Source organism: Streptomyces sp. NPDC008238, assembly GCF_042956445.1.
Taxonomy (GTDB): Bacteria; Actinomycetota; Actinomycetes; order Streptomycetales; family Streptomycetaceae; genus Actinacidiphila.
Genome location: NZ_JBIBGK010000002.1, coordinates 810579 through 827760 on the forward strand (window position 1 = coordinate 810579; position 17182 = coordinate 827760).

Genomic DNA, 17182 nt, shown 5'->3' on the forward strand with positions numbered 1-17182 from the left:
CCCGGTCAGGCCTCCGCGGCGGTCACGACGTCCCGCGGCGGACGGCTGTCGAGGAAGTCCACGACGTTGCGGACGGCGGCCTGCGCGATCCGCACCAGGGTGTCCCGGGTCGCCCCGCCCGCGTGCGGCGACAGGACGACGTTGGGCGCCCGCAGCAGGCGCGTCCCGGCGGCCGGGGGCTCGGGGTCGAAGACGTCGAGCCCGGCACCCGCCAGGCGCCCGGCCTCCAGGGCGTCGGCTAGCGCGTCCTGGTCGACGACCGCGCCGCGGGCGGTGTTGACCAGGAAGGCCGTGGGCTTGAGCAGCGCCAGGCGTGGCGCGTCGAGCAGGTGCCGGGTCGCGTCGCTCAGCGGGACGTGGACGGAGACGTAGTCGGCGCCCGCCAGCAGTTCCTCCAGCGGCGCGCCGCGGGCCCCGAGCAGCCGCTCGGTCGCGGCCGGCACGGGCCCGCGCGAGGTGTAGAGGACGCTCATCCCGAAGGCGGCGGCCCGCCGGGCCACGGCCTGCCCGATCGCCCCGAAGCCGATCACCCCGAGGACCCGGCCGTCCAGCCCGGTCAGCGAGCGCTGCAGGTCCGGCAGCGGCCACTCGCCGCGCGAGAGCGCCTCGTGCCCGGGGACGATCCGCTTGGCGAGGGCGAGCATCAGCGCGAAGGCCTGCTCCGCGACGCTCTGCGTCTCCACCCCGCTGGAGCCGATGGTGCACACGGGCACGCCCCGGGCCCGGGCGGCGGCGACGTCCACGTGCTCGTGGCCGTGACTGGTGCACTGGACGAGTTCCAGGACGGGCGCACGGGCGAGGTGCCCGGCCGTCACGGGGGCCAGCGCCGTCATGATCACGTGGGCCGCGGCCAGCGCGTCCGGGTCCTCGTCCGCGGACTCGACGACGGTGACGGCGGCCCGCCCCTCGAGGAGCCCGGCCAGGGCGGCCCCGATGCGGCGGCCCCCGACGTGCGGCGCGACCACCGCGAGGACGTTCTTCGGTCCATCCATGCGCCGTCACTCCGTCCGTTCGCCGGTCCGCTCGCGCGGACCGCCGGCGGGGCGGTCGCACCCGGCGGTGCCGGGACCGCCACGCCGATGGGGCGCCCGAGGTGTCCGTGCTCCGGTCCACCCGGCGGACCGCACCGAGAGGGCGCGGCGCCACGCGCCTATGCTGCAAGCGTAGGCGGGCACTTGCCCCTCCCGACCCCCTGACCTCGGACCTCCGACCCCCGACCCCCGACCGGCGAAAGGCAGCACGACCATGAGCCCCCGTACCGCAGTCGTGACCGGCGCGAGCAGCGGCATCGGCGCCGCCACCGCCCGCAGGCTGGCCGAAGCCGGCTACCACGTCGTGCTCACCGCCCGCCGTGCCGACCGTCTGGAAGCGCTCGCCGAGGAGATCACCGCCGCGGGCCACTCGGCGGCCGCCGTCGCCCTGGACGTCACCGACCGCGACGCCGTCGACGCGCTCGCCGCCTCGCTCGACCGGGTGGACGTCCTGTTCGCCAACGCCGGCGGCGCCCTCGGCGCGGACCCGGTCGCCACCGCCGACCCCGCGGAATGGCGCACGATGTACGAGGTCAACGTCCTCGGCGTGCTCCACACCGTCCAGGCCTTCCTGCCCGGGCTGATCGCGTCCGGTGACGGCACCGTGGTCGTGCTCTCCTCCACGGCCGCCCTCACCCCGTACGAGGGCGGCGGCGGCTACGTGGCGGCCAAGCACGGCACCCACGCCCTCGCCGGCACCCTCCGTCTGGAGCTGCTGGGCGAGCCGGTCCGCGTGGTCGAGATCGCCCCCGGCATGGTGAAGTCCGAGGGCTTCGCCCTGACCCGCTTCCACGGGGACGAGGAGAAGGCCGCCGCCGTCTACGCGGGCGTGGCCGAGCCCCTCACCTCCGACGACGTCGCCGACACCGTCACCTGGGCGGTGACCCGCCCGTCCCACGTCAACGTCGACCTGCTGGTCGTCCGCCCCCGCGCCCAGGCCGCCCAGCACCGGGTGCACCGGGAGCCGTAGCCGCCCGGCGGGATCACAGGCGCAGCGCGAGCAGGGTGCCCCGGGTGGCCACGACGACGTGCTCGGGGTGGCCGTCCGGGCCCGCGGGGCGCATCGCGCAGACGCGCCGGCTCACGGCCGTGCGCGCCACCACCCGCCCGGCGGGGTCGAGGCGCAGCACGGTGCCCTGGTCACCGCCGACCAGGAACCCGGACCCCGTGGGAACCACGCCCTCGGCCGGTCGCTGCCGGAGATCGACCCGGCGACGGAGCGACCCGTCCGACGGGTCGACGACGGCGTACCCCCCTGGTTCGCGCAGCCAGAGCAGTTCGCCCGCGTACTCGACGGGGGCAGCCATGAGCGCGGTGTCGTGGCGCCGGAGGGTGCGCACGGTCCCGCACTCCACCCGGACCTCCACGACGGTGCCCGGTCCGCAGCGGACCAGGACGCGGTCGTCCGCTGCCCGGGAGAAGGCCGCCCCGGCGTCCACCGGGGTCAGCGGTTCTGGAAGCTCCCACCGGGCCCGTTCCACTCCGTCCCGCATCCCCAGCAGGCACAGGCACGTCCCACTGTCCGCGCCGACGAGGGCACAGTCCCCGACGGCCAACGGCAGGACGGTGTCACGGCGTTGGCCGGTACTCCACAGCGGGTGGCCGGTGCGCAGGTCGAAGGCGTGCAGGGGCGAGTATCCGCGCCGGCCCCCGACGAGCACCGTGCCGGCGCCGACCGTGATGTGCCCGGTGAAAGGCCGCAGGGGCGCCTCCCAGAGCGCGACCCCGGTCGCGAGGTCCCAGCAGCGCAGGACGTCGCTGTCCTGGGCGATGCCCAGCACATGGTCGCCCGCCACCACGACCGAGCGCGGCCAGAGGCCGAACGGCACGTCCCACCGGACGGTGCCGTCCCGCCGGTCCAGGCAGACCAGCCGACTCCACCGCTCGTGCACGACGAGCCGGTCCCCGGCCATCCCCAGCGTTCTCGGGTTGACGCGCTGGTGCAGCGTCCGCTCCCACAGGGTCCCCTCGCGCATCACCGCTCCCCACTCACCGGCGCCGTACGAACGGCGGGTCCGGGGCCCTTCACGGCCCCGGACCCGCCGTTCGTCCGCCCGGGCTCAACCCTTCACGCAGACGACCTGCTTGAGCTTCGCGACGACCTCCACGAGGTCCCGCTGCTGCTCGATCACCTTCTCGATCGGCTTGTACGCGCCCGGGATCTCGTCCACCACGCCCGAGTCCTTGCGGCACTCGACGCCCTTGGTCTGCTCCTCCAGGTCCCGCGTGGAGAACCGCTTCTTCGCCGCGTTGCGGCTCATCTTGCGGCCCGCGCCGTGCGAGGCGGAGTTGAAGGAGTCGCTGTTGCCGAGGCCGCGGACGATGTACGAACCCGTGCCCATGGAGCCCGGGATGATGCCGTGGTCGCCGCTGCCGGCCCGGATCGCGCCCTTGCGGGTGACGAGCAGGTCCATGCCGTCGTAACGCTCCTCCGCAACGTAGTTGTGGTGGCAGGAGATCACCTGGTCGAAGGTGACCCTGGCCTTGCGGAACTCGCGCCGCAGCACCTCCTGGAACAGGGCCATCATGATCGCGCGGTTGCGCTTCGCGTAGTCCTGCGCCCAGAACAGGTCGCGCCGGTAGGCCGCCATCTGCGGGGTGTCCGCGATGAAGACGGCCAGGTCGCGGTCGACCAGGCCCTGGTTGTGCGGCAGTTTCTGTGCCTCGCCGATGTGGTGCTCGGCGAGTTCCTTGCCGATGTTCCGCGAGCCGGAGTGCAGCATCAGCCAGACCGCGCCGTCCTCGTCGAGGCAGACCTCGATGAAGTGGTTGCCGGAGCCGAGCGTGCCCATCTGCTTCGTCGCGCGTTCCTGGCGGAACCTGACGGGCTCGGCGAGGTCGTCGAAGCCGTCCCAGAAGCGGTCCCATCCGGCCGCGGACAGGCCGTACAGCCGGGCGGGGTCGACGGCGTCGTCGTGCATGCCGCGGCCGACCGGGATGGCCTGCTCGATCTTGGAGCGGAGTCGCGAGAGGTCGCCGGGCAGGTCGTTGGCGGTCAGCGAGGTCCGCACCGCGCTCATGCCGCAGCCGATGTCCACGCCGACCGCTGCCGGGCAGACCGCGCCGTGCATCGCGATCACCGAGCCCACCGTGGCGCCCTTGCCGAAGTGGACGTCGGGCATGACCGCGAGCCCCTTGATCCACGGCAGCGAGGAGACGTTGCGCAGCTGCTGCATGGCGACGTCCTCGACCGCGGACGGGTCGGTCCACATGCGGATCGGCACCCGCACTCCGGGCACTTGTGTGTACGACATCTCGATCCCCCCTGGGACGGACGGTGATTTCCATCAAGGCAACACAAACAACACGTCTCAATGGAAAGCGAAATAAAGGGCTAAAGCAGCCATACAGCCCCATGATCAGGCGACGGCCGCAGCGTGTGCGGTAGACATTGTGTCTACCCGTCGCCCACCCCCGCCAAGGGATTTACGCGGGCGCCGGACCGATCGCCGGAGGAAGGGGCCACCTCAAGTGCAGCCAACGGGAGACCGTGTCCACCGGGTCCGTGGCCTGGTGGCCGCGGCGTGCACGACCGCGCTCGCCGTCGCCGCGCTGGCGGGGTGCACCGGGTCGGGCGGCACCGGGGACGGCGCGCGCAACGGCGACACCCCGGACGGCAGGCAGTCCAGCCCGGCGGTCCCTCCCGGCCGCTACCGGGTGCTGCCCGAGCCGTGCGGTTCGATCGCCCCGGACACGCTGGCGAAGTTCGTGCCGGAGGCGGACGACGACGCGGGCGAGGCGACCGTGACGTTCGACACGGACCGCAAGGTCGGCTGCAAGTGGACCGGCCGCACCGACCTCGGCAACCGCTACCTCCACATCGACCTCGAGCGGGTCGTGTCGTACGACACATCGGTCAGCGACGAGAACCAGGCCACGGCGGACTACGACAGCCGGGTCGCGGAGGCACACATCCCGGCCGCCACGGCGCCCGCCGACGCCGCCGCCTCCGCCTCGGCCACCGCGAGCCCGCCCGGCTCACCCAGTGGCGACCCGGCGCCCTCCGACACCCCCTCGCCGTCCGTCACGGCCACCGGCGACATCTCGCCGCGCACCCTCGACGACCTCGGCGACGGCGCCTTCCTCGACGACGTCCTCAAGAACCAGGGCTCCGGACTCCACCGCGACATCACCGTGGTCTTCCGCATGGCGAACGTCCTGGTCACCGTCGAACTCTCCCAGTGGTCCACGGACAAATCGGTCGAACCACCCAGCGAGGAGCTGCAGCTGGGCGCCCGGAAGGTGGCCGCGGAGCTGGCAGATCAACTCGACGAATGAGACGAAGCGCGTAGTCTGGCCGTTTGTGCCATGACATGACACGCAACGAAATGAGCGAAGGATCCATGCACCGATCAGCCCCGCACCTCGCCCGCCTGCTCGTGGGCGCGGCTGTGCCGGTGATGCTCGTCGCCGGCTGCTCCTCCGGCTCGGACTCGTCGAAGGACGACGCGCGGAAGGCGGCCACCGCCTCCGCACCCGCGTCGAAGTCCGCGTCACCGTCGGCCGGCGCCGTCCCCGCGAAGTTCGCCGAACTCCCCGACCCCTGCCAGGTCATCGGCGCCAAGACGGTCACGTCGCTCGTCCCCAAGGCGAAGAAGCCCGCGGGCACCCCCGCCCACTCCGCCGAGCGCGACGAGCGCGGCGGCTGCTCGTGGAACGGCCTGGACGGCTACCAGTACCGGTGGCTGGACGTCTCGCTCCAGCGCTACGACACGGTCGCGGGCCTCGGCTCGGCCGAGGAGCAGGCGAAGCGGCGCTACGCCGAGCAGGTCGCCGAGGCCGGCCGGGCGAAGGGCGCGAAGAGCGCTCCGGTCACGGTGGACGGCGTGTGGGACGCGGGCACCGCGGTCACCTCGACGGTCAAGAAGGACAAGGAGGAGTACCGGGACGTCACGGTCGTCGCCCGCACCGGGAACGCCGTGCTGGTGCTCACCTACAACGGCGCGGGCCTCGAGGACGCGAAGACCCCGGCCGGGTCCGGGCTGAAGGCCCGCGCGCTCAAGGCGGCCAAGGAGGCGGCCACCGCGGTCGCGGCGGCGAACGCGTAACAACTGCGGGATCCGCTGTACCGATACACCCCGTTTGGGCAACCTGCCCGTTGCCCCGTGTGGCAGGCTGGGCGGGCCAGTTTCCGAGCCTGGGAGGGTCGCGGGTGTCCGCGATACGCATGAACCGGACGCAACGCATCCTGGTCGGTGTGGTGGTCGCCGGAGCGGTGATCATCGCAGCGATCGGCTTCGCGGGCTCGTACGCGGCGGTGCGCGAACTCGCGCTCGCCAAGGGATTCGGCTGGTTCGCCAACGTCTTCCCGGTCGGTGTCGACGCGGGGATCGTGGTCCTGCTCGCGCTGGACCTGCTGCTGACCTGGCTGCGCATCCCCTTCCCGCTGCTGCGCCAGACCGCGTGGCTGCTGACGGCGGCGACGATCGCCTTCAACGGCGCGGCGGCCTGGCCGGACCCGCTGGGCGTCGGGATGCACGGCATCATCCCGATCCTCTTCGTCGTCTCCGTGGAGGCGGCCCGGCACGCGATCGGCCGGATCGCCGACATCACGGCCGACAAGCACATGGAGTCGGTCCGGCTCGCCCGCTGGCTGCTGGCCCCGTTCGCGACCTTCCGCCTCTGGCGGCGCATGAAGCTGTGGGAGCTGCGCAGCTACGACGAGGTCATCCGGGTCGAGCAGGAACGTCTGGTCTACCGCGCCCGGCTGCGCGCCCGCTACGGCCGGGCCTGGCGCCGCAAGGCCCCCGTCGAGTCCCTGATGCCGCTGAAGCTCGCCCGGTACGGGGTCCCCATGGAGCAGACCGCGGCCATCGGCCTCGCCGCCGCCGGCATCGACCTCCCGGCTCCGGCCCCCGCCCCTGCCCCTGCCGCGGCCCCGGCCCCGGCCAGCCTCACGGCGGCAGGAACCGAGCCGCAGCTACGGCCCGCGCAAGCAGCGGCTCCTGCCGTCGTAGTGCCCGATCACGAGTCCAGGGCCGCCCGGGCCATGACGCCCGCACAGGCACCGACGCAGGCAGATGTGGTGGAAAAGCCGAGCAAGTGGTTCGCCGCTCCTGAGCCCGTGCAGTACCGGGGCGGCTACGCCCCGAACAGCGAGCCTTCTGCATATCCGCCGCCACAGCATCAGGCCTTCGCCAACGGACGGCCGCAGCAGGCCCCGGTACCGCAGCCGCGCGCTCCCGAGCCGGAGCCCACTCCGGAGCCAATGCCCGTGCCGGTCCAGGAGCAGGCGCCGGAGCCGTCCGTACAGGTGCCGAACGGCGCAGGTGGGACGCGTCCTCTCGGCGAGGGCATAACGGACGCGATGCCGACGGACGAGGACCTGTACCGGGTGTTCCGGCAGTCGATAGAGGGCGAGGGCATGCCCACCCCCGGCGCTTTCGCCGCGAACATCGAGGCCGTGTACGGGGTCCGCTACTCCGGTCGCGAACTGAGCACCATCCACGACCGGCTCACGGCCCGTCTCAACAGTCAGCTGATGGAAGACCACATCGCGTAAGGCTGACGGAGTCCGGACTGTTCGGCGCCCGATGATCGGTCTGCAGCCCCAGCCCTTTGATGAGACGTACGACCATAGAGACCGCGTCTTAGCGCCTCACCCGGCCGCCGGGGCCGGGGTCAGGGCGGCGACGACGTCCGCCGCTGAGCGCGGCCGCACCCGCGCCGCGTCCAGCCCCGCCGGGTGCAGCGCGAACACCTCAGCGCCCTCGGCCGGTTCGAGGTCCCCCCGCACCAGCCAGGCCAGCCGCACCCGCCCGAGCTCCGCGGGCACGTCGACGTCACCGTCCGCGTCCGGCGACCCGATCCGCGCCGCGAACCCCGCCACCGGCTCCCCGGCGCGGCGCCGGTACGCCGTCACCGAGCCGTCCGCGTGCCGCAGCAGCACGGTCGCCGCACGGGCGGCCGCCTGCCACACGGCCAGTTCGCCCAGGCCCACGCGGGCCCCGGAGGCGAACTGGGCGGTCAGGGCCTTGCCGAGCAGGGCGAGGTCGTCCCCGTGCCGCGCGACCGAGTGGTGCGTGCCGGTGACGCCCCTCGTCACGTCCAGCCAGCGCATCGTGCGGTTCACCACGTCGACCACCAGCGGCACGCTCGCCGAGGCCCGGCCGGTCAGGTCGTAGCGCTGCTCCACGGCGCGCGCGTCGAAGACCGGCCCCCGGTCCCCGGGCAGGTCGCGGACCATGAGCCCGGCGAACGCCTCGGCCAGGGCCTCGAACGGGACGCTGTTGAACGAGAAGACCACCGCGACCACATGGCGGACCCCGGCGGCCGCCAGCGCGTCCAGGTCGAGGTCCACGAACTCCGCCGCGCCCTGCGGCGCCGGGGCGCTGGTGAGGTCGCCCGAGTGCACGGCGGCGTCCGCCCCGAACCGCAGGCGCGTGTAGTCGCAGTGGCCGACCTCGTTCCACTCGGCGTCGAACATGGCCGTGGACAGGTCCAGGTCGGTCCGGCCGGACTCCTCGCTCTCCATCCAGTGCAGGAACAGCCGCAGGGTCCTCCCGTCCGGGACGGGCAGTTCGCTGCCGCGCGGCAGCGTCACCAGGGCGCGCCAGGCCGTGCGCTCGGTGAACGGCGCGATCACGCCGTCCAGGCCCGCGTCCACGACGGCGACGTCGGCCGCCTCCCCTTGCGCCGCGCGCCGCAGCACCTCAGCCTCCAGCAGGGCGACGGCCCGCGCGACGACGTCGGCCCCGATCGGCAGCCGGTCGTCCTCCACCAAGTGCGCCTTGGCGGTGCCGCCCTTGGGGTAGAACACCCGGGTGGGGACCGCGTGGGGACGGCTGCGCAGCTCGCCGAGCGCGGACAGCAGCACGGCGGGCGAGACCCGCGTCACCGCGGGTTCCAGCGCCGCCAGGACGGTGTGCACGTCCTCGGCGACCGACAGCCGCAGCAGGTGGTCCAGGCGGCGCACGAACTCGCCGGGCCGCTGCGCCAGCAGTACGACAGCGGCCGGAACGTCCATGGCGTGCAGCGCGGCCTCGACCCGGCCCGCCCAGCCGCGCACGCGGACCGTGGTCCCGGTCGCGTCAACCCGCGGGTCCGCGCCGGCCGCCGTCCGCAGGGTCGTGGTGAACGCGTCGCCGTCCGCGAGCCGGGTGTCGCGCAGCGCCGCGACGGCCAGCGCCGCCCGGGGGAAGCGGTCCGCGTACTCGAAGGGGTGCAGCTGTTCGGCGACCCGCAGCCACGCGTGCCGGTGCCGGCGCATGTCCTGCACGGCGAGGTCGGTGGCCAGGCCCTCCAGCACCCCGAGCAGGGCGCGCCGCATCGGCCGGGGCACCGAGACGAAGCGCGGCAGGTCGACCAGGCCGGGGTCGCCGCCGGAACGCACGGCGAGCAGCCGCAGGATGTCGGTCGCCGTGTCGATGCGGGCGGTCACGGCCGGGACCGTCGTCCCGTGGGCGGCGGTGTCCGCCAGCAGCCAGGCCAGGACGCGGGCCTTGGTCTCCCGGCCCGGGATGTGCTCGGGCAGCCAGGAGACGTCCGCCCGGTCGCGGGTCTCCAGCAGCGCCGCCAGATCGTCGGCGTCCTGCGGGCTCAGGGCGCCGGTCCTGGCGAGGAGCCCGTGGATCTCGCGCAGCGCGTCCGCGTCCCGGGCGGCGAGGTCGCCGCCGTGGTGCAGGACGCGCAACCGCTCGGGCAGGGCGCGCCGGCGGCCGCCGAAGCGGCGCGGGCGGCGCGGCCGCAGGAAGGGGTCGTCGGCCCTGATGCGGCGGTGGCAGACGGGGCACGCGGAGAAGTCAGCGCCGTCGAAGCAGCTCCGGCACACCAGGTGCGCGCAGGGCGAGACGGCGTGGACGGTGCCGTCCGTGCCGCACAGGACGCACGGCTGCTCCGGGTACTGGAAGAGCAGGGTCAGCACGCGGTCGACGTAGAACGCGAAGGTGTCGGCCGGCGTGCTCATGGGGAAGTCGCGGAACAGCGGCACGTGCGGCCGGTCCGCGCCGAGCGCCTCGTCGATGTCGTCCAGCAGCGCGCGGCCCGCGGCGGCCAGCGCGGTCTCGCCGCGCCCGGCGAGCGCTTCGCGCAGCGCGGGCGACATCAGGTAGCCGCGGTCCAGGAGGTCGGCCTCCAGCAGCGCCGCGCCGGCGGCGCTGCCGAGCGACCCGCCCGCCGGGGCGGAGGGCAGGTAGACGGCTCCGCGGCGGGCGAGCATGACGGCCGCGAGCGGACGGGGAACGGTCGTGGCGGGTGCGGTCGTGGTCGTGAACATCGCTGTGTCTCCCCCTGGTTGACCTCAGGGCGGGAAGTGGGCGCGCTGACAACCTTCGCGGGAACGCAGAGGAGCGATGACTGTGGGAAGGAAGCACGCCCAGGAGCCGCCCCGGGTCCGGTCCGGTCGCCGGACCGGTGACGCCGGTTGCGCGCGCGGGGCGGGAAGGGGGTGCACTCGGTTCATTTGCAGTGAAGAGAAGGAAGCACACCAGGAGCCGCCCCGCGCCCGACGACCATAACGCGCCGCACGCCACGACGCGTTCGAATATTCGCCCCGCGAACGCACGACGGCGGCGGGTGGCATGGCCACCCGCCGCCGTCGTGTACGAGCCGGGGTCAGCTGCCCGCGAGCAGCTCCCGCACCCGGTCCTGGCCCACGGCCAGCAGCAGGGTGGGCAGCCGTGGTCCGGTGTCCCGGCCGACCAGCAGGTTGTAGAGCAGGGCGAAGAAGGACCGCTGGGCGACCTTCATCTCCGGGGTCGGCTTGGCGTCGGGCGCGAAGCCGGCCTGGACCTTCGGCACGCCGTAGACCAGGGTGGTCAGCCCGTCCAGCGACCAGTGCTCGGGCAGCCCGTCCACCAGCAGCTTCAGGGCCTCCCGCTCCTCGCCGGACAGGGCCGCGAGGGACTCCGCGTCGGGCTCGGTGCGCACCCGGGTACGGGCCTCCGGCTCGACGTGGGTGTTCACCCAGCGCTCGGCGCAGTCCAGCCGCGGCCGGGCCTCGTCCAGGGAGGCCAGCGGCCGCTCCTGGTCGAGGTCGCGCAGGATGCGCAGCGTCTGCTCCTCGTCCCCGGTCGTGATGTCCACGACGGAGGCGAGGGTGCGGTACGACAGCTTGCGCGGGGTGGTCGGCAGCTCGCCGCTCGCGGTGCGCGCGGCCCGCGAGTGCACCGCGAGGTCCACCGGCGCGGCCGCGCCCTCGGCGACCTTGCGCTCCAGCGCGTCCCACTCGTCGTAGGTGCGGGAGATCTCGTCGCCGAAGGAGATGTTGAACGCCTGGTTGGGCCGGCGGCGCGCGTACAGCCAGCGCAGCAGCTGCGGCTCCATGATCTGCAGGGCGTCGGCCGCGATCGGCACGCCGCCCTTGGAGCTGGACATCTTGGCCATGCCGCTGATGCCCACGAAGGCGTACATCGGGCCGATGGGCGGCTCGGCGCCGAAGATCTCGCGCACCAGCTGCTGGCCGACCATCCACGAGGAGCCGGGCGACTGGTGGTCCACGCCCGACGGCTCGAAGTCCACGCCCTTGAAGGCCCAGCGCATCGGCCAGTCGACCTTCCACACCAGCTTGCCGCGGTCGAACTCGCTCAGCCGGACCGTCTCGCGGTTGCCGCAGGCCTGGCACTCGTAGGTGAGCTCGGTGGTGTCGTCGTCGTAGGCGACGACGGTGGTGAGGTCCTTGTCGCAGGCCGTGCAGTACGGCTTGTACGGGAAGTACTCGGGGGCCTGCGCGAGCGTGGCCTCCTCGTCGTCCTGCTCCTCGCCGCCGGCCTTCTTCTTCGTCCGGTAGCGGCCGAGCACCTCGTCGATCCGCCGGCGCTCGCGCATCGCGTGCAGGATCTGCTCGCGGTAGGTGCCGGAGGTGTACTCGACGGTCTGGCTGATCTCGGTGACCTCGACGCCGAGCGCGGCCAGCGCCTCGCGGAAGGGCGCCTTGAAGTGGTCGGACCAGCTCTCGTACGCGCTGCCCTCGGGCGCCGGGACGGCGGTCAGCGGCTTGCCGATGTGCTCGGCGTACGACGGGTCGTAGCCCGCCGGCACCTTCCGGTAGCGGTCGAAGTCGTCCCAGGACAGGATGTGCTCGCAGGGCACGCCGCGCCGCTTGATCTCGTCGGCGACCAGGTGCGGGACCATGATCTCGCGCAGGTTGCCGAGGTGGATCGGCCCGGACGGGCTGATCCCGGAGGCGACGGTGATTTTCTTGCCCGGAGCCCGCCGCTCGGCTTCCGCGATGACGTCGTCCGCGAAGCGGGCGACCCAGTCGGCCTCGGTGCTCTGAGCCACTGTCTCGACTTCCTTCCACCTGTGCAGCGGGTAGCGCGGTACCCGGCAATTGTCCCAGAGAAAAATGAGTGGTAGCGCGTGGGATACTGAGGGTTGATCTCCGATCCCTCTCAGGAAGCACCCATCCCATGGCCTCGGTCAACTCGCTTTCCGCCACGATCCAGCAGCGCGTCGCTGACGCCCTCGGTGCCGACCCGCTGCTGCGACGTAGCGACCGGGCCGACTTCCAGGCCAACGGTGTGCTGGGCCTCGCCAAGCGGAACAAGGCGAACCCGCGCGAGCTGGCCGCCGAGGTCGTGGCCGCCCTCCCGAAGGACGACGGCCTCATCGCCGACGTCGAGGTCTCGGGCCCCGGCTTCCTGAACATCACCGTCTCCGACGCCGCGATCACCCGGACGCTGGCCGCCCGGGCCGCCGACGACCGGCTCGGCGTGCCCGCCAAGGCGGACCCCGGCGTCACGGTGATCGACTACGCGCAGCCGAACGTGGCCAAGGAGATGCACGTCGGCCACCTGCGGTCCTCGGTCATCGGCGACGCGCTGGTCAAGATCCTGGAGTTCGAGGGCGAGACGGTGGTCAGGCGCCACCACATCGGCGACTGGGGCACCCAGTTCGGCATGCTCATCCAGTACCTGGTGGAGCACCCGCACGAGCTGGACCACGGGACGTCCGAGGCCGGCGAGGAGGCGGGCGAGGCCTCCATGTCGCGCCTCAACCGGCTCTACAAGGCCTCCCGGACGGTCTTCGACTCCGACGACGACTTCAAGACCCGGTCGCGCAAGCGGGTCGTGGACCTCCAGGCGGGCGAGCCGGAGACGCTGGCGATGTGGCAGCGCTTCGTGGACGAGTCGAAGATCTACTTCAACTCGGTCTACGACAAGCTGGACATCGAGATCCGCGACGAGGACGTCGTCGGCGAGTCCGGTTACAACGACATGCTCGTGGAAACCTGCATGCAGTTGGAGGAACGCAAGGTCGCCGTGCGCTCCGAGGGCGCGCTGTGCGTGTTCTTCGACGACGTCAAGGGCAAGGACGGCGAGCCGGTCCCGCTGATCGTGCAGAAGGCCGACGGCGGCTTCGGCTACGCCGCGACCGACCTGTCCGCGATCCGCAACCGCACCGCCGACCTGCACGCGAACACGCTGCTGTACGTGGTGGACTCCCGGCAGGCCCTGCACTTCAAGATGGTCTTCGAGACGGCCAAGCGGGCGGGCTGGCTGACCGACGAGGTCAAGGCGCTCCACATCCCGTTCGGCACGCTGCTCGGCAAGGACGGCAAGCCGTACAAGACCCGGTCCGGTGAGACCTTCCGGCTGGTCGACCTGCTGGACGAGGCTGTCGAGCGGGCCGCGACCGTCATCCGGGAGAAGTCCTCGGAGCTGACGGACGAGGAGGTCGCCGACCGGGCCAAGGAGGTCGGCATCGGCGCGATCAAGTATGCGGACCTGTCCACCTCGCTGGGCCGGGACTACGTCTTCGACCTCGACCGGATGGTCTCGCTCAACGGCGACACGAGCGTGTACCTCCAGTACGCGTACGCGCGTATCCAGTCGATCCTGCGGAAGGCGGGCGACGCGAAGCCGATCGCCCACCCCGAGCTGCCGCTGGCCCCGGCCGAGCGGGCGCTCGGTCTGCTGCTGGACGGGTTCGCGGAGACCCTGGCGGGCGTCTCGGAGACGTACGAGCCGCACAAGCTGGCCTCGTACCTGTACGCGCTGGCCTCGGCGTACACCACCTTCTACGACCAGTGCCCGGTCCTGAAGGCCGAGACCGCGGAGCTGCGGGAGAACCGCCTCTTCCTCTGCGACCTGACCGCCCGCACCCTGCGGCAGGGCATGGCGCTGCTCGGCATCCGCACGCCCGAGCGCCTCTGACGCGCCCCCGCGTCCGTACGTCGGCGGCCCCGGCGGGAGTCATCACTCCCCCGGGGCCGCCGCTGTCGGTGGGCACCCCTAGATTCACGGCCATGGCGATGCTCCCCAACCAGCTCCCGAAGCTCGCGCAGGACCCGGCCGGCCGGTCCCTGGGCCTCGACCTCCCGCCCGGCACGCTCGTCGACGCCACGCGCGACGGCCGCAGCCACGAACCGCTGCTCTGGCACGCGGAAGGGCCCGCCGAACCCGCCTCCTGGGAACGGCTGCTCCCCGCGCGGATGACGGCGGGTCTGCTCCCGGTGCTGCTCTCCATGGACGGGGCGCTGCCCACCATCAGGGACCTGGACCCCGGGGCGATGTCCTACCCCGGCGACCACGACGCCGACGAGGTCCTCGCCGGCTTCTGGGAGGGCGGGTGGGAAGAGGAGCCCGACGAGGACGACGGCGACCTGGTCGCCCCGTTCGGCCGGACGTGGCCCGGCCTCGCGCCCGCGCGGGAGTTCGAGGCCGACCCGGACGTCAGGGCGGCCGAGGTCGCCGCGTCCGTGGTCGAGGCGGGGTGGATCAAGGACCCCCGAGCGGCCCTCGTCCCCGCCCGGCGCAGCGCCGACGTCCCCGCCGCCATCGGCTGGACGGGGCCGTGCAACCACGAGTACGACGTGGCCCGGCTCTGTTCGGTCCTCCGCTCCTGGGAGGAGCGCTTCGGCGTGCGCGTCGTGGCCGTCGGCTTCGACGTGCTCGTCGTCTCCGTGGCCGCGCCGCCGGCCACCGTGGCGGAGGCCGAGGCCGTGGCCGCCGAGCACTTCGCCTTCTGCCCGGACAACGTCACCCAGGGCGACGGCTCGCTGCGCGCGTACGCCGGGTCCCTGGTGGACGCCCCCGTCTGGTCCTTCTGGTGGGACTAGGCCGGCTTCCGGCCGGGCCCGAGGTACGGGTGTCCTTCCCCGCGGTGGAAGGACACCCCCGAGACAACCCGGTCAGGACCGCTCAGCGGTGGAAGTGCCAGCGGTGGTCGTGACGGTGGTGGCGGTGGTGCCAGCGCGGGTGGTGCCGGTGGTGACGGTGGTGCCAGCGGCCGTCGCGCCCGCCGCGGCGGTACTCGCGTCCGTCACGGCCCCGGTCACGGCGGAACTCACGGCCGCCCCGGCCGCGGTCACCGTCGTACCGGTACTCGCCGCCCCGGTCGTTTGTCGCCTGGGTCGTCTGCGACACCGCCGCCGTGGGCGGCGTTGCGGCGCCGGCAGCGCCGGCGCCGCCCAGCAGGACGGCGGCAGCGACGCCCAGCGCGGCGGCGAATCGGGGAATCCGCATCGCGGTTCTCCTTTCACGGCGGAGGCCCTTGTGCCTCCGCCTGCTGTGGACTTGCTGTGAATTTCCCACCTACTTGGGCCGTTAAGTCCGAATCGACACCAACGCCACTTGATGTAATGAAATGCCGGAGGACCTGGAACCGCGCCGTCCGCATCCGCGTCCTGCGCGCGATCATCTGTAGGCACCGCGTCCGGGCAGGGCGGGAAGAACGCCGCCCCGCCTCCTTCGGCAGGTGACCGTCCCGGCTGCAGACCCGGCCGGGCATGATCACTCCTCTGCCGCCGGTCACACCCGGCCGGCGGCCCCACGGCTGCGCGACGGCCGCGCCCACGCTGAGGGGGCGTCACGTCCCGTGCCCTCCACGCCCCGACAGGGCCCCGGACCCGAAGAGCCGCGGCCCCCGGGAACGGACGAAGGGCCCGCCCCTCACGGGGGCGGGCCCTTCCACATCCGTCCGCGGTGCTCAGCCGCGCCCGTGCACACGCACGGACGGGGCCGGAGATCGTCGCCGGTCCCGCGACGGGCTGGACTCGCGTGCCCGGTACGGGTGTTCGCCGGACGCGGCACCACGCCGCGCCGTGGGCGTCCGGTGCGCGGTGGCGACCGGTACCCGCGAGCCGGGCGGCCGCAGACGTCAGAGCTGCGAGGCCACCTCGGTCGCCCAGTAGGTGAGGATCAGCTGCGCACCGGCGCGGCGGATCCCGGTCAGGGTCTCCATGATGGCGCGCTCGCGGTCGATCCAGCCGCGCTCGGCGGCCGCCTCGACCATCGCGTACTCACCGCTGACCTGGTACGCCGCGACCGGCACGTCGACGGCCTCGGCGACCTTCGCCACCACGTCCAGGTACGGCAGCGCCGGCTTCACCATCACCATGTCGGCGCCCTCGGCGATGTCCAGCGCCAGCTCGCGCAGCGACTCGCGCAGGTTCGCCGGGTCCTGCTGGTACGTCTTGCGGTCGCCCTTCAGCGAGGAGCCCACGGCCTCGCGGAACGGCCCGTAGAACGCCGAGGCGTACTTCGCCGTGTAGGCCAGCATGGAGACGTCCTGGTGACCGGCGGCGTCCAGCGCCTGCCGCACCACGCCCACCTGACCGTCCATCATGCCGCTCGGGCCCAGCACGTGCACGCCCGCGTCGGCCTGCACCCGCGCCATCTCGGCGTAGCGCTCCAGGGTCGCGTCGTTGTCCACCCGGCCCTCGGCGTCCAGCACGCCGCAGTGGCCGTGGTCGGTGTGCTCGTCCAGGCACAGGTCGGACATGACCACCAGCGCGTCCCCGACCTCGCTGATCACGTCCCGGATCGCCACCTGCAGGATCCCGTCCGGGTCCGTGCCGGGCGTGCCGACGGCGTCCTTCTTCTCGTCCAGCGGCACCCCGTAGAGCATGATCCCGCCGACGCCCGCCTCGGCCGCCTCGACGGCCGCCTTGCGGAGGGTGTCGCGGGTGTGCTGGACGACGCCGGGCATGGCCGTGATCGGCACGGGCTCGTGCACGCCCTCACGGACGAAGGCGGGCAGGATCAGCTCGGCGGGGTGCAGCCGGGTCTCCGCGACGAGGCGGCGCATCGCGGGCGTCGTGCGCAGCCGGCGGGGCCTCGTACCGGGGAACTGACCGTGTCCGCTTCCGCTTCCGCTCGTCATCGCGCCGCGCCTTTCTCCGTCCCGGGCCGTTTTCCGCGTTCCACGGTACGCCCGTGGGCGCCGTGCTCATGCCGACCCGTTGTCGGCCCGGCACTGGCCCCGGACCG

13 protein-coding genes are annotated in these 17182 nt (G+C 73.2%); 6 read left to right on the forward strand and 7 right to left on the reverse strand.

What is annotated here, in order from left to right; all coding sequences use genetic code 11:
* Positions 1-5: 5 nt before the first annotated feature.
* Positions 6-992 carry a 2-hydroxyacid dehydrogenase gene (locus ACFZAU_RS08680; RefSeq protein WP_500551564.1) on the reverse strand — a complete coding sequence of 329 codons (987 nt, stop codon included), beginning with the start codon at positions 990-992 and terminating at the stop codon, positions 6-8.
* Between the two features lie 253 nt (positions 993-1245).
* On the opposite strand from ACFZAU_RS08680, the gene ACFZAU_RS08685 reads away from it, so the two are divergent.
* Entirely contained in the window at positions 1246-2001 is a 756-nt protein-coding gene (locus ACFZAU_RS08685; protein WP_500551565.1) for an SDR family NAD(P)-dependent oxidoreductase, read from the forward strand.
* 13 nt (positions 2002-2014) lie between these two features.
* Here the strand turns inward: ACFZAU_RS08685 and ACFZAU_RS08690 are convergent, their stop codons facing one another.
* Together ACFZAU_RS08690 and ACFZAU_RS08695 are read right to left on the reverse strand one after the other, a co-directional pair.
* Positions 2015-3007 carry an outer membrane protein assembly factor BamB family protein gene (locus ACFZAU_RS08690; protein ID WP_500551566.1) on the reverse strand — a complete coding sequence of 331 codons (993 nt, stop codon included), beginning with the start codon at positions 3005-3007 and terminating at the stop codon, positions 2015-2017.
* 84 nt (positions 3008-3091) lie between these two features.
* Complete coding sequence (locus ACFZAU_RS08695) at positions 3092-4285, reverse strand: RtcB family protein (RefSeq protein ID WP_500551567.1); 1194 nt, start codon at positions 4283-4285, stop codon at positions 3092-3094.
* Positions 4286-4502: 217 nt separating this feature from the next.
* Here ACFZAU_RS08695 and ACFZAU_RS08700 point away from each other — a divergent pair, with 217 nt between their 5' ends.
* The 3 genes from ACFZAU_RS08700 (at position 4503) to ACFZAU_RS08710 (ending at position 7533) form a co-directional block, all read left to right on the forward strand.
* Positions 4503-5309, forward strand: a complete 807-nt coding sequence (locus tag ACFZAU_RS08700) for a hypothetical protein (RefSeq protein WP_500551568.1) — start codon at positions 4503-4505, stop codon at positions 5307-5309.
* A 65-nt stretch (positions 5310-5374) separates the two neighbouring features.
* The gene (locus ACFZAU_RS08705; protein ID WP_500551569.1) at positions 5375-6079 is read left to right on the forward strand and encodes a DUF3558 family protein; all 705 of its coding nucleotides are present in this window, start codon (positions 5375-5377) and stop codon (positions 6077-6079) included.
* Positions 6080-6198: 119 nt separating this feature from the next.
* Positions 6199-7533 (forward strand): DUF2637 domain-containing protein, encoded by a 1335-nt coding sequence (locus tag ACFZAU_RS08710; protein ID WP_500551570.1) that lies wholly within the window; start codon positions 6199-6201, stop codon positions 7531-7533.
* A gap of 96 nt (positions 7534-7629) precedes the next feature.
* On the opposite strand, the gene ACFZAU_RS08715 is transcribed toward ACFZAU_RS08710, so the two are convergent.
* Positions 7630-10245 carry an MXAN_6230/SCO0854 family RING domain-containing protein gene (locus tag ACFZAU_RS08715; RefSeq protein ID WP_500551571.1) on the reverse strand — a complete coding sequence of 872 codons (2616 nt, stop codon included), beginning with the start codon at positions 10243-10245 and terminating at the stop codon, positions 7630-7632.
* A 338-nt stretch (positions 10246-10583) separates the two neighbouring features.
* Positions 10584-12251 (reverse strand): lysine--tRNA ligase, encoded by a 1668-nt coding sequence (lysS, locus tag ACFZAU_RS08720; RefSeq protein WP_500551572.1) that lies wholly within the window; start codon positions 12249-12251, stop codon positions 10584-10586.
* A 128-nt stretch (positions 12252-12379) separates the two neighbouring features.
* Between lysS and argS the strand changes: the two genes are divergently transcribed.
* Positions 12380-14125 (forward strand): arginine--tRNA ligase, encoded by a 1746-nt coding sequence (gene argS, locus ACFZAU_RS08725; RefSeq protein WP_500551573.1) that lies wholly within the window; start codon positions 12380-12382, stop codon positions 14123-14125.
* Between the two features lie 92 nt (positions 14126-14217).
* Positions 14218-15030: a DUF4253 domain-containing protein gene (locus ACFZAU_RS08730; protein WP_500551574.1), complete on the forward strand. Its 813-nt coding sequence runs from the start codon at positions 14218-14220 to the stop codon at positions 15028-15030.
* A gap of 82 nt (positions 15031-15112) precedes the next feature.
* Here the strand turns inward: ACFZAU_RS08730 and ACFZAU_RS08735 are convergent, their stop codons facing one another.
* Both ACFZAU_RS08735 and hemB read right to left on the reverse strand, forming a co-directional pair.
* Positions 15113-15436, reverse strand: a complete 324-nt coding sequence (locus ACFZAU_RS08735) for a hypothetical protein (protein WP_499606308.1) — start codon at positions 15434-15436, stop codon at positions 15113-15115.
* Positions 15437-16070: 634 nt separating this feature from the next.
* Positions 16071-17075 (reverse strand): porphobilinogen synthase, encoded by a 1005-nt coding sequence (gene hemB, locus ACFZAU_RS08740; protein ID WP_499606307.1) that lies wholly within the window; start codon positions 17073-17075, stop codon positions 16071-16073.
* Between the last annotated feature and the right edge of the window lie 107 nt (positions 17076-17182).